This window comes from Calothrix sp. PCC 7507 (assembly GCF_000316575.1).
Lineage (GTDB): Bacteria > Cyanobacteriota > Cyanobacteriia > Cyanobacteriales > Nostocaceae > Fortiea.
In genome coordinates, this window is the sequence record NC_019682.1 from 6,341,696 (window position 1) to 6,358,419 (window position 16,724).

Consider the following 16,724-nt stretch of genomic DNA (forward strand, 5'->3'; position numbering starts at 1 on the left):
CAAATTGAGCTGATTTGCCTAAAATGCAAATGCCTATGACTGATTAAGATTGTTAAAAATCTTTAAGCAACCTAGGCAATTATAGCACTTCTGCTATGCTAATTAATCATCTTGAATGTTTTTAGTGGGTAGCTTCCGTGTAAACGCCAATTTTGCGGAATTTTTCATAGCGCAGTTGGCGTCGTTCTTGAGAAGTTAAGCGCTGGAGTTGATCTAAATTTTCTAGTAGTGCTTGTTTGAGCGTCGTAGCGGCTTGTAAAGGGTCGGAGTGGGCACCACCGATAGGTTCAGGCAATATCTGGTCGATAATGCCCAAGTTTTTCAGATCATGAGAAATAATTTTGAGAGCAACAGCTGCTTGGGATGCCTTGCTGGCATCTTTCCAGAGGATGGCGGCACAGCCTTCGGGGCTAATGATGGTGTATACGGCGTGTTCAAACATTAATAGGCGATCGCCCACACCAATACCCAGCGCCCCGCCAGAACTAGCTTCACCAATAACTGTGCAAATGATGGGGACATCCAAGCAAAACATTTCTCGCAAATTGTAGGCGATCGCCTCTCCTGCCCCTTGATGCTCGGCTACCATCGTAGCTAAAGCCCCCGGTGTATCAATAAAAGTTAAAATCGGCATCCCAAATTTGTTGGCATGTTCCATCAACCGCATGGCCTTACGATAGCCTCCTGGGGCTGCCATGCCGAAGTTGCGGGCGATATTGTCTTTAGTATCGCGCCCTTTTTGTTGACCTAACATCACCACTGGTTGCCCACCCAAACGAGCTACGCCACCAACTAAAGCCGGATCATCACCACCACAGCGATCGCCATGTAACTCCATCCATTCATCACTAATGGATTGAATATAATCTAAAGTACTGGGACGACGTGGATGACGAGCAACTTGCAATCGCTGGAAAGGAGAGAGTGTGCTGAAAATTTCCTCACGCAGTTGCATTGCTCTTGCTTCTAGTTTCCGAATCTCACTAGAAACATCGACACCATTTTCTTCTGCTAGTGACCGAATCTGATCAATCCGGGCTGCAAGTTCTGCTAGCGGCTTTTCAAAATCCAATAGTAGCGGTTTACGCTCGGTAGTTGCCATAGTTTGACATTAGGGAATGGGGGATAGGGGATTGGGGATAGGGAATTGGGGAACTCGGGGCCCCCTCTGGGGATAAGGGGCAATGGGGATTAGGGATTAGTAAGCTCTTTTCCAGTCCCCAGTCCCCAGTCCCCAGTCACTAAACTAGCAATGGTCTGAATCCGTGTTTGACTGACACTTGACCGATCTGCTCCATTTTGTCTACGGTAATCTGATTACGCCCCCAAGAAAAGTTCGTATATAACTTCTCAAATTCCAAGAGCATTGATTCCGCAAAACAAGCAAACAACTGGCGTCCTGGCACATCCATATTGACGATTTTCATGATTTTCCAGTCAATATCCAGTGAATGCTCGACAATTCCACCATTTAGCACATGAACGCCGGGATACTGAATTTTCGTTGCTAAGTTTTTAGGATAGCCACCGTCAATTAGTAGACTCGGTTGTTTCAAAATACTGGGGTCTATTTCCACGCCTTTGGGCATACTTGCAACCCAAACCACGATATCAGCTTGGGGCAGTGCTTCTTCTAAAGCCATGATTTTTCCCCGTCCGAGTTCAGCTTGCAACTCTTGGAGACGCTCTTGGTTACGGGCGATCAACAGTAGTTCTTTGACATCTGTTTTCGCATCTAGCCAGCGCGTGACTGCACTACCAATGTCCCCAGTTGCTCCACACACAGCAACAGTGGCACTTTTAAGATCAATTCCTAATTGCTTGGATGCTTGTTCTACTTGCCGACAAATAATGTAAGCAGTGTGAGTGTTCCCAGTAGTAAAGCGTTCAAACTCTAGCTTGATGTTGCGGACTTGGCTAAATTGCTCCAAGTTAAAATTTTCAAAAATAATTGAGGAAAACCCTCCTAAAGCCGTGATATTGATACCATGCTTTTGAGCATGAGCCATAGCATTCAGGATTTTGCGTGTTGCTGCCTTAATGCGACGATTTGCCAACATCTCCGGCAAAAAACAAGATTCTACATACCGTCCTTCAATTTTCTGCCCAGTTACACTAGTGACGGTAATATTATCGACAATTTGCGGCGGGGCACTGCACCAAAAATCTAGCCCTTGATCGGCATATTCTGGGTATCCCAATTCTTGGGCTACCGCTTGAGCGTGTTCCAAACTAGTCAGATGTCCAATTAGACCAAACATGTATTGATGTATTAGGCGCGTGCTGCGTCGAAAGCGTGGAATTGGTGGGTTAAGAGATGATAACTAATTCTTAAAAAGACTACACAAAGCGTCAGAAAAAGTTCCGAGTGCTGAGTGCTGAGGAAGCAGTGAGTTGGGCGGCTCCGCCGACTTGTACCCCGTAGGGAATCTTGCTACGCGTAGCGTCTCCGACAGGAGAAGCAACTGGCGTTGCTGAGTAAAAATATTAGTCCCCAGTGCTTAGTCTCTAGTCCCTCTTTACACATACAGTGATGAACTTTTTCATTAGTACTGCCTTCTGATTGGATGGCAGTACTGAGTACTCAGCACTATATCTAAGCGGCGATGAGTCCGTAGGCTGACAGGCGCATGATATCACGAGTAGTGAAGCCAATATTACTTAAAGCCTCTCCGTACTGAATCATGAAGTCTTCTACCAAAGCGTCCTTTTCCATAGCCAATATTTTGGCATCATCTGCTACCTGGTTAAGCATTTTCCAAACAATAGGTAGGTTTTGGCGATTTGCTTCTTCTAGTTCCGCTTTGGCTTCGGTGAAGTGTTCTTGCAACCAAACTTCTCCGAATTTGAGGTGGCTATATTCATCTTTTACTACTCCCTCTGTGATTTTACGGGCAAAATCATCAGCTACGGGAATGTAAATGTTGTATGCAGCGATCGCAAAACATTCAATGATCAAAGATTGGATCAGCAAGCAAGTAACCACTTTACCTGCTGCTGCCGCCGCTTGGAAATTTCCGTGCAATCCAGAGAAGAACGCCTTGGCAAATTCTAAATCTGGCACTACTTGCAGGTTGCGCCCACAAGCTTCAAATCCTTTCTTATGGCGACTTTCCATCTTTGATAGGCGAATGAGTTCCGCTTGATTTTCCGGCAACAGTTCGGCCAGCTTGATGTAATTATCATAGGCTTCTTGTTCTCCTTCAATCACGATCGCATTAATGCGGCTGTAGGAGTCTTTGTATATTTCACTCTGGAAATCAATTTCAGATTGCTCTGTCAGTTGCTGCATGTTATGTTCACCCCTGTAAATGTGAATCATTTGATACCAAAATTTAATTTACCCCAGGAATCTAAGGTAATGATCACTGTGATTTAATCTAACTTAACAAGTCACTATGTTTATAGATTAGCTGTTGCTGGGGGCGATGTTTTAGTTATTTGGGAATGGGGCATGGGGACTGGGGACTGGGGACTGAGAGAGAATAATTTATGATCTCTTGACAAATGACCAATGACAAATGACCAATGACCAAACCTAACTGGAATTTAAAATCTGTCGATTTTTGGAGCCTAGGAGTGCTACTAGTGGGGGCTACAATTGTTTTATTGCCCCTATTTGTAGTCTTCCTCACTTCTTTTGCACCTGCGGGGGCGACTCCAGAAGTTTTACCCAAAAATAATTGGACGTTAGCTAATTACCGCGATGCATGGCAACGAGGCAAGTTTTTGTTAGCGTTTGCTAATTCTACCTTGGTAGCGATCGCTGTGACGGCGTTTCAAATTGTCACTTCGGCATTAGCTGGTTACGCCCTCGCACGGCTGAAATTTCGTGGTAAACAAGCGCTGCTGCTAGTCATCTTGGCAACTTTAGTAATTCCCTTTCAGTTGTTGGTGATTCCCATCTTTTTAGTATTGAAGTGGGGACACTTAATCAACACCTATGGGGCGCTTATTTTACCCACTGCTGTCAACGGCTTTGGTATTTTTTTGTTACGTCAGTATTTCCAGACAATTCCTGTGGAATTGGAGGAAGCCGCCGCCATAGACGGGGCTAACCGACTGCAAATTTTGTGGCGGGTGATGTTACCTTTAGCCCGTCCCGCCTTAGTGACGCTGTTTTTGTTCACCTTCATCGGCGAATGGAATGATTTATTTAAGCCGCTAGTATTCACCACACGACCAGAATTAAGGACAGTCCAACTGGCATTAGCAGAGTTTCAAGAACAATTCACCAATAATTGGCCCCTGATGATGGCAGCAGTAACAATCACCACAGTACCTGTAATGGTACTATTCCTCATCGGTCAACGGCAATTTATTCAGGGTATTGCGACGACAGGGATTAAGAATTAGGAAATGGGGAATTGCTTCTCCTCCTCTCACCCTGCTCCCTGCCACTGAGCAATTCTGCCACAATAGTATTAGGTTGATTCACATCTTGTACCAGTTGCAACAAGGCATTTTTTTGTAGGGTGGGCAGTGCCCACCGTTGCCTGAAACCCTCATAATTGTGTTGGTGGGCGATGCCCACCCTACACTTATTGAGAATAGTGCCAGATGTCAGTTGATATACCTCAAATCTTCCACTAGCCGTTATGTATCAAACCGACCCACCGCGTCCTCCTAAAGAATTCCTGCCGACAATGTATGATCTTCCCAGTGAAGACCCAGAGGAACCCGGTTTGCCTGACGAATTTCACCTTTTACAACCTCAGCTACTACGGGAAACCTTTTCTCCCCCCAACTTCCCGGAAAATCAGGTGTTTGTTGCTACAGATTTGAACCTTTACTATGATGTTCATCATCCCCTGTGGTACAAACGCCCTGACTGGTTTGCTGTTGTCGGTGTATCAAGGTTGTATGAGCAACAAGAACTGCGTCTGAGTTATGTGGTTTGGCAAGAAGGCGTTAATCCCTTTGTGGTGGTAGAACTACTTTCACCAGGAACAGAAAAAGAAGATTTGGGACAAACTTTACGAGATGCTAGCCAACCCCCGACTAAGTGGGAAGTCTACGAACAAGTTTTAAGAGTCCCTTATTACATAGTCTTTGACCGCTATACTGACCAGCTACAAGTCTTTCAGTTACAAGGTAGTAGCTACACTGAGTTAGAAATCAGTCAAGCGCGTGTTTGGATTAATGACATTCAGCTAGGTTTAGGACTTTGGACTGGTGTCTATCAAGGTATAGAGCGGGAATGGTTGCGGTGGTATGATGACTTGGGTAATTGGGTTCTCACTCCTGCAGAACAAGCCCAAAGAGAAAGACAACGAGCAGAAAGGGAAAGACAACAAGCCCAAATCGAACGACAACGTGCCGAAAGCGAAAAACAACAAGCCCAAATCGAACGACAACGTGCCGAAAGATTAGCCGCACAACTGCGCGCCCTTGGTGTTGAACCTGATTTTGGTGATGAAGAAGGGGATTAGTACAAGAAGGCTGAAGTATATACTGTAGGCTTTGTGTGGTTTGAAAATAGTAGCCTTATTTACGCCGTGGCGTACTAGCCCACGGGCTAAAAAATCAACAGCGATCGCCCCATTCCCTAACTTGTTTCTTGAATCTGTAACCTGATTGTATGTTCAACAGCGCCACTCAGTTGCAACTCCATGACTTCACCGCCCAAAGGTTCTATGCAAGTGAGGAGCGATCGCAAGTTTGGCGTACTTGCACCCGTATCAACATATAATCTATCTGCTAAATTACCGATGCGTTTCCAAGTCATATACAACTTGGCTACAGTTTGTTCTATCTGGGATGCTTGATTGACTAAATCAGCAGCTACGCTCAAACAGCCGATTCTCTGGGCTTCTTCTAACGCTGTTTCAATGTCTACATCCTGTTCATTGAGAGCTTGCACTTGAGCAGCAGATTTGAGATATTTTGCTAGATAACGCGCTTCTGTAGTTGCTTGTTTCAGGGTATCTATCTCAGGATTGGCAGCTATATCCTTTTGTATAGATTTTTGGTGTGATTCTGGCAGTTTTTCCATTTCCTTCACCAGAGGGGCAATGTAGCGCGGCGGCAGGGTATTATCTGCGGCTTTTTCCCTCACCGATTCTGGTAATAAATCGGAGGACATAGCTGTCCATTCGTCGCTGAGTTGTCGGACTTCGCGCCTGGTGATGCGATCGCCTTTTTGGGCGGCTTCACTCACCATTTGTTGCACTTCTGGGGAGGCTTTGGAGGTTTCGACAAAGGCCCGTTTGCTAAAGTTATTCACCGATTCCGGTGCAAGTTTCCCCTCTTCTAAGAGGGTATCAGCACTATTGGCTAGTTGAATCCAGGAGTAAGCTTGACTTTTACTAATTTCCCGTTCTTTGAGCCAGTATAAAAAGCCCGTACCGCGTCCATCGCCGCCCTTTTTCTCTCTGTCGCGGATCGCCCGTAAAATACGCCCTCGCCAGATTTCAGTCTGCAAATCAAAGCGATCGCATACTTGCCAAGCTACATCCAACTGCTGTTGAAAATCTGACTCGAGAATCTGTTCATCTTCTGGATCTGGCAGTTCAAAGCTGAGATCCGCTGGCTGTTGCAAAGCAGCAGCTATATCGTTGATCGATTCGTTATATTGCACGACTAGTAGCAGGTAGAGTATGCGATCGGCTTATTATGCCACAATCTGTGTGCCTCAGTCGTGAAGTAGAATCACATTTTGTCTAGTTCATTTGTATTAACTGCTGGGAACTGAAGTTGATTTTATGTCATACTAGTACCGCAAGGCGGAAGTCAAAAGTCAAAAGTCAAAAGTCAAAAGAATTGTATTCCAAGCTCTTGCGCCATTTGAAATGGTATGTTTATTTACGCCGCGCTGTACTAGCCATACTTTTAAGACATAAAGTTAAAAGTAATGCTGAGTGTCAGACTAGACGAAGAAACAAAAAGTCAGTTAGCGGATATCTTGGCTCACGAGCAAACAGACAAAAGTGAGTTGATTAGACGCTTGATTGCTGAACGCTGGTTGACTTTGCAAGCAGGTAAAACCTTTCATCTAATTGTCGTCTTAAATCTAGCAGAATCGGCGAAATAATCATTTCTGAACGAGCTTTTTCACTATTACTAGCAATAGCAATAGGTAAATTATATTTTAATATTTATTTTAATAACTGACTACATTCCAAATCAGGCACATCAGCAAAAATATCAGTTATTTCAATAGTATTTATTTGAAAATTCTGTTTAACTTTCTCCAAAGTGAAATCACTGTATGCCATATCACAAAATACCTCTAGATGTGCGATCGCGACTAGATTTGCACAGTTCCAGCTTGAAAAATCTGTTCGGCGCTTAAATTCAATTCCGGGAAAGCTTGTGAGATGATGCTCTCGCCGCCTCTAAATTGAGTAACTTGGTATTCACTATCGATTAATTGGTAAATAGATATAGTTGGCAGTTTAGGATTGCCAATGAACTTTCTAGCGCCACAAGCGGCGTAATCTATAATCCAATATTCAGGAATACCTATAGCTTCATAATCAGCTAATTTTTTGTAGTAATCATCCCGCCAGTTAGTACTAACCACTTCAATAACCAATGGAATAGATGCAGCTTGAGATACAGTCGATTGCTTTTTCCATAGAGGCTCATTCACTAAATTTGGTCGATTGATAATTAATATGTCTGGTGAATAAGCTGATTCACCTCCAGGTGGTTTGACTAATACAGTTTTTGGAATGTAATAAGGTAAATTAAGACGTTTGATATCAGCAGATATTTCTAGCGCCAAAAAACCAACAACATCTTCATGATCTCCGACTGGTTGTGCCATTTCAACAATTACACCATCATGCAGTTCATAACGTTTTCCAGAATTGTCTGGGTATTTAGCAACAAATTCATCGAATGTAACTAGTTGGCGTAAGGTTTGAGTCATAATTTTTCTGATTTAATCCTGCTCAAATCTTCAGTGTGAGCATTGAGAATTCTGGCTTTGCTGGGTTGATTGGGATCTGAACCAGCTTCTGATACTCGTTGCCTTAGGTGATTTCTAGAAATAATTTTACCAATCTGGTGGAATTTCCAGTTTTCCATCAGCTGTCACTCTGGCAACAATATTTGTATTCATAGTTTAAATTCTCCTCTTTCATAAATTTTATCCTGAATTTTCTGTACTCTCCTCCACGGTATACAACCGATCGCTCGTATTTACCAACATTCCTGGTCTTCGCAAATATACTCAAGGCACGCTAGCCTAGACGAAAAGCCCATCTTTTGCATCTCATGAACCAGGTAGATTATCTCCGGATTAGTTTAATCGATCGCTGCAATTTCCGTTGTCAATACTGTATGCCGGAGGGGGCAGAACTTGACTATATTCTCAAGCAACAATTATTAACTGATGATGAACTCCTCACCTTGATTCAAAAGGTGTTTATCCCCGTCGGCTTTACCCGCTTCCGTTTGACTGGTGGGGAACCTCTGCTACGTCCCCGTGTGGTGGATTTGGTAGAGAAAATCGCGTCTTTCCCCCAAACTCAAGACCTTTCAATGACCACTAACGGCTTTTTACTAGCCCCCATAGCCCAAAATCTTTATGATGCTGGTTTACGCCGGATAAATATTAGTCTCGACTCTCTTGATGCTGACACCTTTGATCTAATTATCGGCAATCGCGGGCGATCGCGCTGGCAAGATGTCTGGAATGGTATCCAAGCGGCTTATCGCGTGGGATTTGACCCTCTGAAGCTGAATGTAGTGGTGATTCCAGGAGTCAACGACCAAGAAATTTTAGATTTAGCCGCCCTCACCATTGACAAACAATGGCACGTCCGGTTTATTGAGTTTATGCCAATTGGCAACTCAGATTTATTTGGCGATCGCGGTTGGGTTTCTTCTGCTGAATTAAGGCAACAAATAGGCGATCGCTGGGGTTTGATAGAATCACAAATTCGTGGTAGTGGGCCTGCTGATGTATTTAAAATTCCCGGCGCGAAGGGGACGCTGGGATTTATTAGTCAGATGTCGGAATGTTTTTGCGATCGTTGTAATCGGATGCGTTTGAGCGCAGATGGTTGGCTGCGTCCTTGTCTATTGAATGAAAGCGGTCAAATTGACCTGAAAACTGCTCTACGTCATGGTATTAGCACTACCCAATTGCGAGAGCAGGTCAGGGATTTATTGGCAATTAAGCCAGAAATTAATTTTAAAGGGCGCGACCCTGGTACGGTATCAGCCGCATACACTCGTACCATGTCGCAAATTGGAGGTTAGTCAGTTGTCATTTGTCACTTGTGAAATATGACGGACTAAGGACTCATGACTAAAGACTAATATAATTACGCCTGACGTGAGTAGTATTCCACCACAAGCAGTTCATTGACTTGTAGCGCCACCCATTCCCGCTCAATAACGCTGTTGACTTTGCCAACCAGCTTATTTTTGTCAAATTCCAAATGAGTGGGGAGGTTAGCTAAACCAGGGTATTGTAAGTTAGCTTCTACCAACTTGCGGGATGCTTCTTTATCCCTAACAGCAATTTCTTCACCAGGACGGGTTTGGTAGCTAGCAATATTCACTACACGACCGTTCACAGTGATGTGACCGTGATTTACCAGTTGACGCGCTGCGGGAATAGTGGGGGCTATACCCAAGCGGAAAACGGTGTTATCTAGGCGCATTTCTAACAATTGCAGCAGCACTTGTCCGGTAGAACCCGTAACACGTCTGGCTTTCCGCACATAGCGTAGCAGTTGCTTTTCAGTTAAACCGTAGTTGAAGCGGAGCTTTTGCTTTTCTTCAAGACGGATAGCATACTCAGAACGCTTCTTGCGATTCTGACCATGTTGACCAGGTGGGTAAGCGCGTCTGGCGCTCTTACGAGTTAATCCTGGCAGGTCGCCCAAGCGACGTACAATTCTAAGGCGCGGCCCTCGATATCGGGACATGAGTTTCCTTAATCTAATCCTGTTTAAAATTTACCTAGACATACTATTCTGGCATTCCCGCGACTAAAAGTCAGGGGATTTCTGGTTCTGGGACTTGCTTTAAAGCTATGAATCCATTGCTGGCAGTCTTTCAACGGAATAAATGATCCATAGAACCAGTTATCTAGTTTAGTGTATATAGCCCCAGAGCAGATCCGTTTTTTCAAGAATTTCACAACTAAAAAGTCAAAAAAGTACCTTCTTTTGACTTTCTACTGGTTGAGTTCCTGTGTACGCCAAGGTAGATTAGGACTATTTGTTGCGGAAAGACTTAACTGTTTAGTTGCTGTTCACGCAACTCCCGCTATGATTGAAGTCGTTTTCGCCGCCGAATATTTAATATAATCTAACCTGAGACAATATCAATCACCGATTTGATATGTGAAGCGCAGCGATCGCACTTGACAGGCTGTTGAAACGGTATTAAAACTATGCCAAAATCCTTTTCTCTGAGGTAGATTATGGCACATATAAGTTAGCATAACCTTGGGTGTTTGGAGAACAGCAATGTTACAAAGTAAAAAAAAGGTATGCAGAAACCGCAGTTCTGCTCACAAGATGTTAAACACTAAAGCAATACGTCTAACAGCACCAATTTTAGCTATAGCTGGGTGGTTGGCAACCATCGCCCCCGGAATGGCTCTCACCGCTTCTTATAGTAATGATTACCGTGCCTGTGCTGGTCAACTCTTAAAAGTGAACATCAATGCAGTATCAGCATTACCAGCTTGTGCCAAAGCACTGCATCCGAGAGAATTATCTACCTGTGTGGTGAAAATTAGTAAAGAAACACAAATTAATGCTGTAGATGCTCTTACCTCTTGCCGACAGGTACGACTGCCTGAAGAGTTAGCTACCTGTGTTGTTGGGATTAGTCAGAACACTAAGGGAGTAGTCAACCCAGCAGTTTTAAATTATTGTGGTCGGAGTTTGTTGCCTGTGCGCTTTGCTCAGTGTGTGGTGGGTTTGCGTAGTGAAGTCAAGGAATTAGACCCCACTCAGGCATTAGATACTTGTATTGATGCCAGTGACAGAGTTAGTGGCTTTGCATTTGGTTCTACACCACCAACTAAAAGCACCACTTTCAGCCCTACTTTTGAGACTACGCCAATTCCAGTGACACCAGGCAGTAAGTAAATTTCGGATCAGTTAACAGTTATCAGTTAACTGATAACTGATTTACTCTTCTTTTTTGCCAAACACCATCTGTAACATCATGGGAATGCCACTCTCTTGGTGATATTTATCTGCCCAAGCCCGGATTACTTCATCTAGTTCTTCCATAGCTTGCTCAAATTTCTCTGGCGGAATATCCAGTTCTTCCAAAACCCGCATAGTATTTGGTCGCCTTTCTGCCCAATTTTTCATCATCCGGAAATACTGGGCAGTATCTTCCACCATGATGTAGGTGCGCTCTTGGTCGTCTGCGGGCGCATAGAAAGGACGGGTAAGAGCGTAGAAGGGCATTCCCCAAGGAGAATCAATGCGTGTCACCGTACCGGAGTAAAGTAGACGCCGTTTGATGTGTTCTGCCAAAGCTTCACTCAAGGGCATTTGGTGTTCGGGTGGCATGTCTTCCTGCGATCGCTTGTGCAGAAATTCAATTAACTCCAAAAACTCAAAAGAGGTGATTAATTGGGCGTCTGGCAGGTTACTAGGCAGTTTCTGCTCAATTTGTTTTTTTTCTTCGGTTGTCAGACTTGTACCGGGAATGCGCGATTTCCCCGGTCGCCAAGGATATTTTTCCATCCAAACATAAGGCAGTTGAATCAAATAGCGAGGTTCTTGAGAACCCAGCATCTTCAACAGCTTGCCCTCAGTCAGGGCCTGTCTGACTTCCTCTACGATGATTTTTACCCGCTTTGGTTCCAAATGATGTAAATGTCCTGTCATTCGCAGGTTTTGTCCCTGCTCTAGATAGGTCATGTAAATTGCACATTTGGCTGCCGTAGCTGCTGCATCTAAAAATGCCCCATGCCTGTGCCCACTCGTCCGCATGGCACTAAAAGCCAGATAAAGCATAATCTGATCCATCGCACTGGGGCCAAGACGTTTGATCAGATCTATGTCGTTACTCATATTACAGACAGTTAAATAGCACGTTTACACAGTTATTAGTCGAAGGAAAGTAAGTAAGTAGTATACACCCGACTGAAGGCTATGTCTTCACTCCAGATTATTTATTATGCTTTAACTATGAGACTGTTTGTAGCCAAAATTGTGAATTTTCACGTAATTTCTGGTACAGCCTTAAAGACAAGAATAATGTCGCTGGAGTTCGTTTAGCATCTAAATCGAAGGTTGCAAGTATCTGTTGAGTCTAGCCTCAAAGGTCTTTACTCCCCTAATACATAAACGAATGGTTTACCTAAGTAACAAACCAAACCTGATATTCATAACTATGTTTTACTCTTTGCTAGTATCAATGGGAACGGTGTTCTCACTGAAATGCAGATGCTTTCTAGCTGAAGTAGAGAATATGGCTAAAACTAGCAGGGGCAGTTAATGAGAATATCTTGAGCCAAAAATATTTTTACTAAAACTGTAGGGAATCTTAGTTTCTCAGGGATGAATAGCAGTGTTCTCAAGTTTGTTATGCAGAAGTTAAGTACTGAGGCTGATGCCATTGACAGACATAATAATTTTTTGTTAACTGCGATACTATTTAACACTTCCAGTGATATCTTCGTAGTATGGGCAGCCTACTTAAGTAAGAATTGCTCACGCTAAAAGCTACAGATAATTTCAAATTCAAAACACCTGTCATATTTCTTCATATTGCCGATAATTATAGCATTTTTTTGATTTTTTATGTATAAAATCATCTATTTTAAACATTTTTGTGATTAGTATTTAAATATTTTATATTCAGATAAAAATCAGGGTTTACTGATATTTCTGTACATAAGTATATGAAAAAATATTTCCAGTTATTGGGAGCGTTGGCGATGAATTGAGTTTTTTAGCAAATTTTTGCGCCCTACCCTGCAAAAACGCTAAGATTATGCCTTCATCACCATGACACAACACAATAATTCAAAACTCCAGGTTCAACACGAACGGGGTTTAACTTATGATTTGGGGCTATTATTGGACGCAGATTGAGAAGCGTTACTAAATAACCAAAATAGCAGATTTGCAATTGTCGCAGCCCCAAAGGAGAACAACGCAATGATTGCATCACGAGGTAAAACACCATCTAACCAGCTACATAGTTAGGGTTGAGTTGAATGGCTTTTTGGTAGGTGGCAACTGCATCATCTATTTTATTCTGGTCATATAGGGCATTACCAATACCGTTGTAAGCAGTTGCCAAGTTGGGGTTTAGTTGCAATGCTTTCTGGTGAGATGCTAATGCCTCCTTTTGTTTCCCTTGAGCATTTAGCACATTACCTATACCCACATAAGCCTCAGCATCGTTAGGGTTGAGTTGTAAGGCTTTCGCTGTTAATGTTGGGCTACCCCGCGGGAAGCCGCTCCGCGTCTACGCAAAGCCTCAACCCAACCTACCATCCTAGGAATATTCTTAACTGTTGACTGTTCACTGATTACTGTTCACTGATTTAATGTTTCGCATTTTTTCTAAGCTGAAAGCTGCTGCACCAAAAGTTATTAATAATACTCCTAAAATTTGTATAATCTCTAAGTTTTCTTGAATAATTAACCCAGCAAATATGACAGTTAAAATGGGGACACCAGCACCGATAATCGCGGAACGGGATGCACCTAATTTGCGAATCCCAATGTTATTGAATACATAACCGCAGAGAGTGAGTACGCCCAAAATAAAGGCACTTAAAATAATTTCCAACAATTTAGAATTGTCAATTACTAAGCTCCATTCACCTGGTAAGGGTATCATTAAACCGATGAAGCTCAGAAATAGCATTGTGGCAAAGTTAATTAATGTAAAAGACACTGGATGTAGGTTGCTAGCACATATCCTGGTCAGAACCACGTAAACAGCAAAGGCTATACCTGATAAAATGGCTGTGCTACCGCCGAAGGAAAGATTATCCATACTAATGCTGGAACCGCCTAAAATCAGCAATTCACCGCAGAATAGAGCGCCGATCGCCACGGTGCGGAATACGGTGGGGCGATCGCGAAATAGAAACCACGATAAGAATACGCTAATTAGGGGATAAACAAAGAAAAGAGCGATCGCCATTCCTGTAGGAATTTCTGCGACAGCAAGATAAACGAGTACTTGAGATAAAAACAAAAAGCAGCCACTGGCGATCGATAACTGCAAAACTTTCTTTGTCGCTGTCTTAGCCGGGGTGGAATTTCCCCTGACTGAGTCAAAAATATTTTGCAAATCTTGCCACACTCGTGGATGCATCATGGGAGCCAGCAATAACATCAGTGGCACAACCACCAGCAAGCGTAGCATCAAAATTAACAGAACATTCCCTAAAGTCGGGTAGAGTAAGCGTTCTACGTCCACTAATCCGAGAATCTGAGAACCTTGGAAGAACATCACTTTAATTGCTACGTTATAAAGCGATGAAACTACTGTTGACAAGACAATCAGCAAGAACCCGATTTGGATTGACGATAAGCCGAATAAGGATGGTGTTTCCGGCTGGGGCGATCGCACAATCGATTCAGGTTCTAAATTAGTTTCCCTTGGTGATAAATCTCTGGAAATATAAATCGGCTCTACGTCATCTGGTTTAACTGGTGGTAGCGGTGGAATTTCTGCTGATGGCGCAGTGGGTTCTAAATTTGTTTCCCTAGGCGATAAGTCTGCTGAAATCACAGAAATCGGCTCTATGTCATCTGGCTTGACTGGTGGTAGTGGGGGGATTTCTGATGATGGCGTAGTGGGTTCTAAATTTGTTTCCCTGGGTGATAAATCTCTGGAAATATAAATCGGCTCTATGTCATCTGGTTTAACTGGCGGTAGCGGTGGAATTTCTGATGATGGCGTAGTGGGTTCTAAATTTGTTTCCCTAGGCGATAAGTCTGCTGAAATCACAGAAATCGGCTCTACGTCATCTGGTTTAACTGGTGGTAGCGGTGGAATTTCTGATGATGGCGCAGTGGGTTCTAAATTAGTTTCCCTTGGTGATAAATCTCTGGAAATATAAATTGGCTCTACGTTATCTGGTTTAACTGGCGGTAGCGGGGGGATTTCCGATGATGTGGTGATGGGTTCTGATTTAGTTTTGCTTTCTGATGAGTATTCTGGAATGACAGAAATTGTCTTAATAGTGTTGCTTGCTACCTCACCCAAATTCGGGGATGCTTCCAAAGGACTGTTCTGCTGTAGCTCAGGAAGTTGCAATACAGTAGGTGGTGATACTTTGATCACCTTTTCTTCTGGAGGTTGTAAGACAACAGGTGTTGATATTTTTGTTGCTGTTTTCTCCAGACCTTGTAAGCGATTAATTAACTCTGTTAAGATGACCTCCCCTTGTTGTTGTTGGTTGTGCATCCGAGACAACTGCTGAGAAATATTACTTTGATAGTTCTTCAGTTCTTGTTGCAGTGAGTTAAAGGTGATAGTTAAGGTATCGTCTAAGTTGTCTAGCAGTTTGCCGACATTTTCATTTTGTGCGCCTTCTGGAGGGCTATTAATCTGAACTGACTTCAAGGCGGCTCTGGCTGAGGATTCCTGCTCTAGAGTTTTGTTTGCTAACGTCGCCAGAGAGGATTGTAGTTGCGAGGATATGTGCTTGGCCAAAGCTTCTGATAGCTGGCGGATCAACACCTGCTGCTCTGTAATTTGCCGCACCTGTTGTAATTGTTCTTTTTCCTGATTCAGCTGTTGAATGTCATCAGCTAAACGGTTTTTTTCCGCCTGCAGCCGCTTAATTTCTTCCTGCATTGAGCGGATCACATGTTGCTGAAGATTTTCTAAATCCTCAACAACTGCCCAGAGAGCATTTTCTGCTGACCGGGATAGATCACCTCTGACTCGCGGGTTGTCTGGTTGCTTCTCAAATCGCCCCATTAGCTTTTAACCTCTGACACCTTGACGATAAAGCTGCTTCCCGTAGAATTGCTTGGCGCTCATACTAATTTCCTGCATTTTGTCAGATAAAACAAAAATTTTAACAGGAGTTACGCATATTACCGTCATTCTGTCATGCTCAACACAGGGTTGGCAAAGCATATAATTTAACTCAATACTGAATACACTGTTTTTCTTTCAGCACCACAAACCAGTCTTCCGTCAGTCTTAGATAAATTAACTGATGATTCAGCAAGGTTTTTTGAGATAAAAAATCTTACCTTTAATTAATACAGAATTATTTTGGTGACAATAGTAATTTGGCAAAAGTTGTTAATGCTGACTTTGCTACTGCAAGAGTATATGAGTTGTTTTACTTAACCGTAAATTTGTGCTGAATGTAACTTACGCGACAGTTTATATAGGACTACTATTTGATTTTTGAATTACGCGTAGGTAGTAGTAGGGTGGGCAATGCCCACCATATCAGGGTTTTGGTGGGCATTGCCCAACGCCACTCCTCTCAACGCGGGAAACCCGCGCACAAGGGTGGCTCCCCTACCAATACTTAAATACGTTCAAAAATCAAACCGGATTCCTATATCTCTAAATGGAGATTAACTGACATCTTCCAGGGCTGGCAGTGCCTATCCTACAAAAAATGCGACGTTGCAACTGTTGCAAGATGTCAATATGAATGTATTCGTTTGTTAAAACTACAAAATATTACTATCCCCTCGACAATATTCTAGTGAATTCGCAGCTATTCTGCAAAAGGCTGGTGGGCGAACAACCCTCATTGGTGTCAACTAGAGCCAGGGCGAATGGAATTCGCG

General features: G+C 43.2%; 14 protein-coding genes and 1 pseudogene. 5 read left to right on the forward strand and 10 right to left on the reverse strand.

Annotation, left to right across the window (positions count from 1 at the left end; all coding sequences use genetic code 11):
* Window positions 1–121: 121 nt before the first annotated feature.
* The 3 genes from CAL7507_RS27195 to CAL7507_RS27205 form a co-directional block, all read right to left on the reverse strand.
* A complete protein-coding gene (locus tag CAL7507_RS27195) occupies window positions 122–1,102 on the reverse strand; it encodes an acetyl-CoA carboxylase carboxyltransferase subunit alpha (RefSeq protein ID WP_015131701.1) in 981 nt (326 codons plus the stop codon).
* Between the two features lie 139 nt (window positions 1,103–1,241).
* A complete protein-coding gene (locus CAL7507_RS27200; protein WP_015131702.1) occupies window positions 1,242–2,261 on the reverse strand; it encodes a long-chain acyl-[acyl-carrier-protein] reductase in 1,020 nt (339 codons plus the stop codon).
* Between the two features lie 335 nt (window positions 2,262–2,596).
* Entirely contained in the window at window positions 2,597–3,292 is a 696-nt protein-coding gene (locus tag CAL7507_RS27205) for an aldehyde oxygenase (deformylating) (protein WP_015131703.1), read from the reverse strand.
* A 236-nt stretch (window positions 3,293–3,528) separates the two neighbouring features.
* On the opposite strand from CAL7507_RS27205, the gene CAL7507_RS27210 reads away from it, so the two are divergent.
* Both CAL7507_RS27210 and CAL7507_RS27220 read left to right on the forward strand, forming a co-directional pair.
* Window positions 3,529–4,356, forward strand: coding sequence for a carbohydrate ABC transporter permease (locus CAL7507_RS27210; protein WP_015131704.1), 828 nt, complete (start codon window positions 3,529–3,531; stop codon window positions 4,354–4,356).
* Window positions 4,357–4,598: 242 nt separating this feature from the next.
* Entirely contained in the window at window positions 4,599–5,432 is an 834-nt protein-coding gene (locus tag CAL7507_RS27220; RefSeq protein ID WP_015131705.1) for a Uma2 family endonuclease, read from the forward strand.
* A gap of 116 nt (window positions 5,433–5,548) precedes the next feature.
* Here the strand turns inward: CAL7507_RS27220 and CAL7507_RS27225 are convergent, their stop codons facing one another.
* Window positions 5,549–6,580 carry a hypothetical protein gene (locus CAL7507_RS27225; RefSeq protein ID WP_015131706.1) on the reverse strand — a complete coding sequence of 344 codons (1,032 nt, stop codon included), beginning with the start codon at window positions 6,578–6,580 and terminating at the stop codon, window positions 5,549–5,551.
* A gap of 273 nt (window positions 6,581–6,853) precedes the next feature.
* On the opposite strand from CAL7507_RS27225, the gene CAL7507_RS27230 reads away from it, so the two are divergent.
* Window positions 6,854–7,033 carry a ribbon-helix-helix protein, CopG family gene (locus CAL7507_RS27230; protein WP_015131707.1) on the forward strand — a complete coding sequence of 60 codons (180 nt, stop codon included), beginning with the start codon at window positions 6,854–6,856 and terminating at the stop codon, window positions 7,031–7,033.
* Between the two features lie 216 nt (window positions 7,034–7,249).
* Here CAL7507_RS27230 and CAL7507_RS27240 read toward each other — a convergent pair whose 3' ends face one another.
* Window positions 7,250–7,876: a Uma2 family endonuclease gene (locus CAL7507_RS27240; protein WP_015131709.1), complete on the reverse strand. Its 627-nt coding sequence runs from the start codon at window positions 7,874–7,876 to the stop codon at window positions 7,250–7,252.
* Complete coding sequence (locus CAL7507_RS32510; protein ID WP_015131710.1) at window positions 7,873–8,034, reverse strand: hypothetical protein; 162 nt, start codon at window positions 8,032–8,034, stop codon at window positions 7,873–7,875. Before CAL7507_RS32510 ends, CAL7507_RS27240 begins: the two co-directional genes overlap by 4 nt.
* Window positions 8,035–8,223: 189 nt before the next feature.
* Between CAL7507_RS32510 and moaA the strand changes: the two genes are divergently transcribed.
* Entirely contained in the window at window positions 8,224–9,213 is a 990-nt protein-coding gene (gene moaA / locus CAL7507_RS27245; RefSeq protein ID WP_015131711.1) for a GTP 3',8-cyclase MoaA, read from the forward strand.
* A gap of 65 nt (window positions 9,214–9,278) precedes the next feature.
* On the opposite strand, the gene rpsD is transcribed toward moaA, so the two are convergent.
* Entirely contained in the window at window positions 9,279–9,887 is a 609-nt protein-coding gene (rpsD, locus tag CAL7507_RS27250) for a 30S ribosomal protein S4 (protein WP_015131712.1), read from the reverse strand.
* A gap of 546 nt (window positions 9,888–10,433) precedes the next feature.
* Between rpsD and CAL7507_RS27255 the strand changes: the two genes are divergently transcribed.
* Window positions 10,434–11,063: a hypothetical protein gene (locus CAL7507_RS27255; protein ID WP_015131713.1), complete on the forward strand. Its 630-nt coding sequence runs from the start codon at window positions 10,434–10,436 to the stop codon at window positions 11,061–11,063.
* 42 nt (window positions 11,064–11,105) lie between these two features.
* Here CAL7507_RS27255 and hetR read toward each other — a convergent pair whose 3' ends face one another.
* From hetR to CAL7507_RS27270, 3 genes and pseudogenes are all read right to left on the reverse strand, one after another.
* On the reverse strand, window positions 11,106–12,005 hold the full coding sequence (gene hetR, locus CAL7507_RS27260; protein ID WP_015131714.1) for a heterocyst differentiation master regulator HetR: 900 nt from the start codon (window positions 12,003–12,005) through the stop codon (window positions 11,106–11,108).
* 1,120 nt (window positions 12,006–13,125) lie between these two features.
* Window positions 13,126–13,359 (reverse strand): annotated as a pseudogene (locus CAL7507_RS27265) (tetratricopeptide repeat protein); the annotation flags it as partial.
* A gap of 108 nt (window positions 13,360–13,467) precedes the next feature.
* Window positions 13,468–15,888 (reverse strand): EamA family transporter, encoded by a 2,421-nt coding sequence (locus CAL7507_RS27270; protein WP_015131716.1) that lies wholly within the window; start codon window positions 15,886–15,888, stop codon window positions 13,468–13,470.
* Between the last annotated feature and the right edge of the window lie 836 nt (window positions 15,889–16,724).

Bases quoted from the DNA above. Each gene is read 5' to 3' on its own strand.
- CAL7507_RS27195 (WP_015131701.1), bottom strand. From the start codon at position 1,102: ATGGCAACTACCGAGCGTAAACCGCTACTATTGGATTTTGAAAAGCCG.
- CAL7507_RS27200 (WP_015131702.1), bottom strand. From the start codon at position 2,261: ATGTTTGGTCTAATTGGACATCTGACTAGTTTGGAACACGCTCAAGCG.
- CAL7507_RS27205 (WP_015131703.1), bottom strand. From the start codon at position 3,292: ATGCAGCAACTGACAGAGCAATCTGAAATTGATTTCCAGAGTGAAATA.
- CAL7507_RS27210 (WP_015131704.1), top strand. From the start codon at position 3,529: ATGACCAAACCTAACTGGAATTTAAAATCTGTCGATTTTTGGAGCCTA.
- CAL7507_RS27220 (WP_015131705.1), top strand. From the start codon at position 4,599: ATGTATCAAACCGACCCACCGCGTCCTCCTAAAGAATTCCTGCCGACA.
- CAL7507_RS27230 (WP_015131707.1), top strand. From the start codon at position 6,854: ATGCTGAGTGTCAGACTAGACGAAGAAACAAAAAGTCAGTTAGCGGAT.
- CAL7507_RS27240 (WP_015131709.1), bottom strand. From the start codon at position 7,876: ATGACTCAAACCTTACGCCAACTAGTTACATTCGATGAATTTGTTGCT.
- CAL7507_RS32510 (WP_015131710.1), bottom strand. From the start codon at position 8,034: ATGGAAAACTGGAAATTCCACCAGATTGGTAAAATTATTTCTAGAAAT.
- moaA (WP_015131711.1), top strand. From the start codon at position 8,224: ATGAACCAGGTAGATTATCTCCGGATTAGTTTAATCGATCGCTGCAAT.
- rpsD (WP_015131712.1), bottom strand. From the start codon at position 9,887: ATGTCCCGATATCGAGGGCCGCGCCTTAGAATTGTACGTCGCTTGGGC.
- CAL7507_RS27255 (WP_015131713.1), top strand. From the start codon at position 10,434: ATGTTACAAAGTAAAAAAAAGGTATGCAGAAACCGCAGTTCTGCTCAC.
- hetR (WP_015131714.1), bottom strand. From the start codon at position 12,005: ATGAGTAACGACATAGATCTGATCAAACGTCTTGGCCCCAGTGCGATG.
- CAL7507_RS27270 (WP_015131716.1), bottom strand. From the start codon at position 15,888: ATGGGGCGATTTGAGAAGCAACCAGACAACCCGCGAGTCAGAGGTGAT.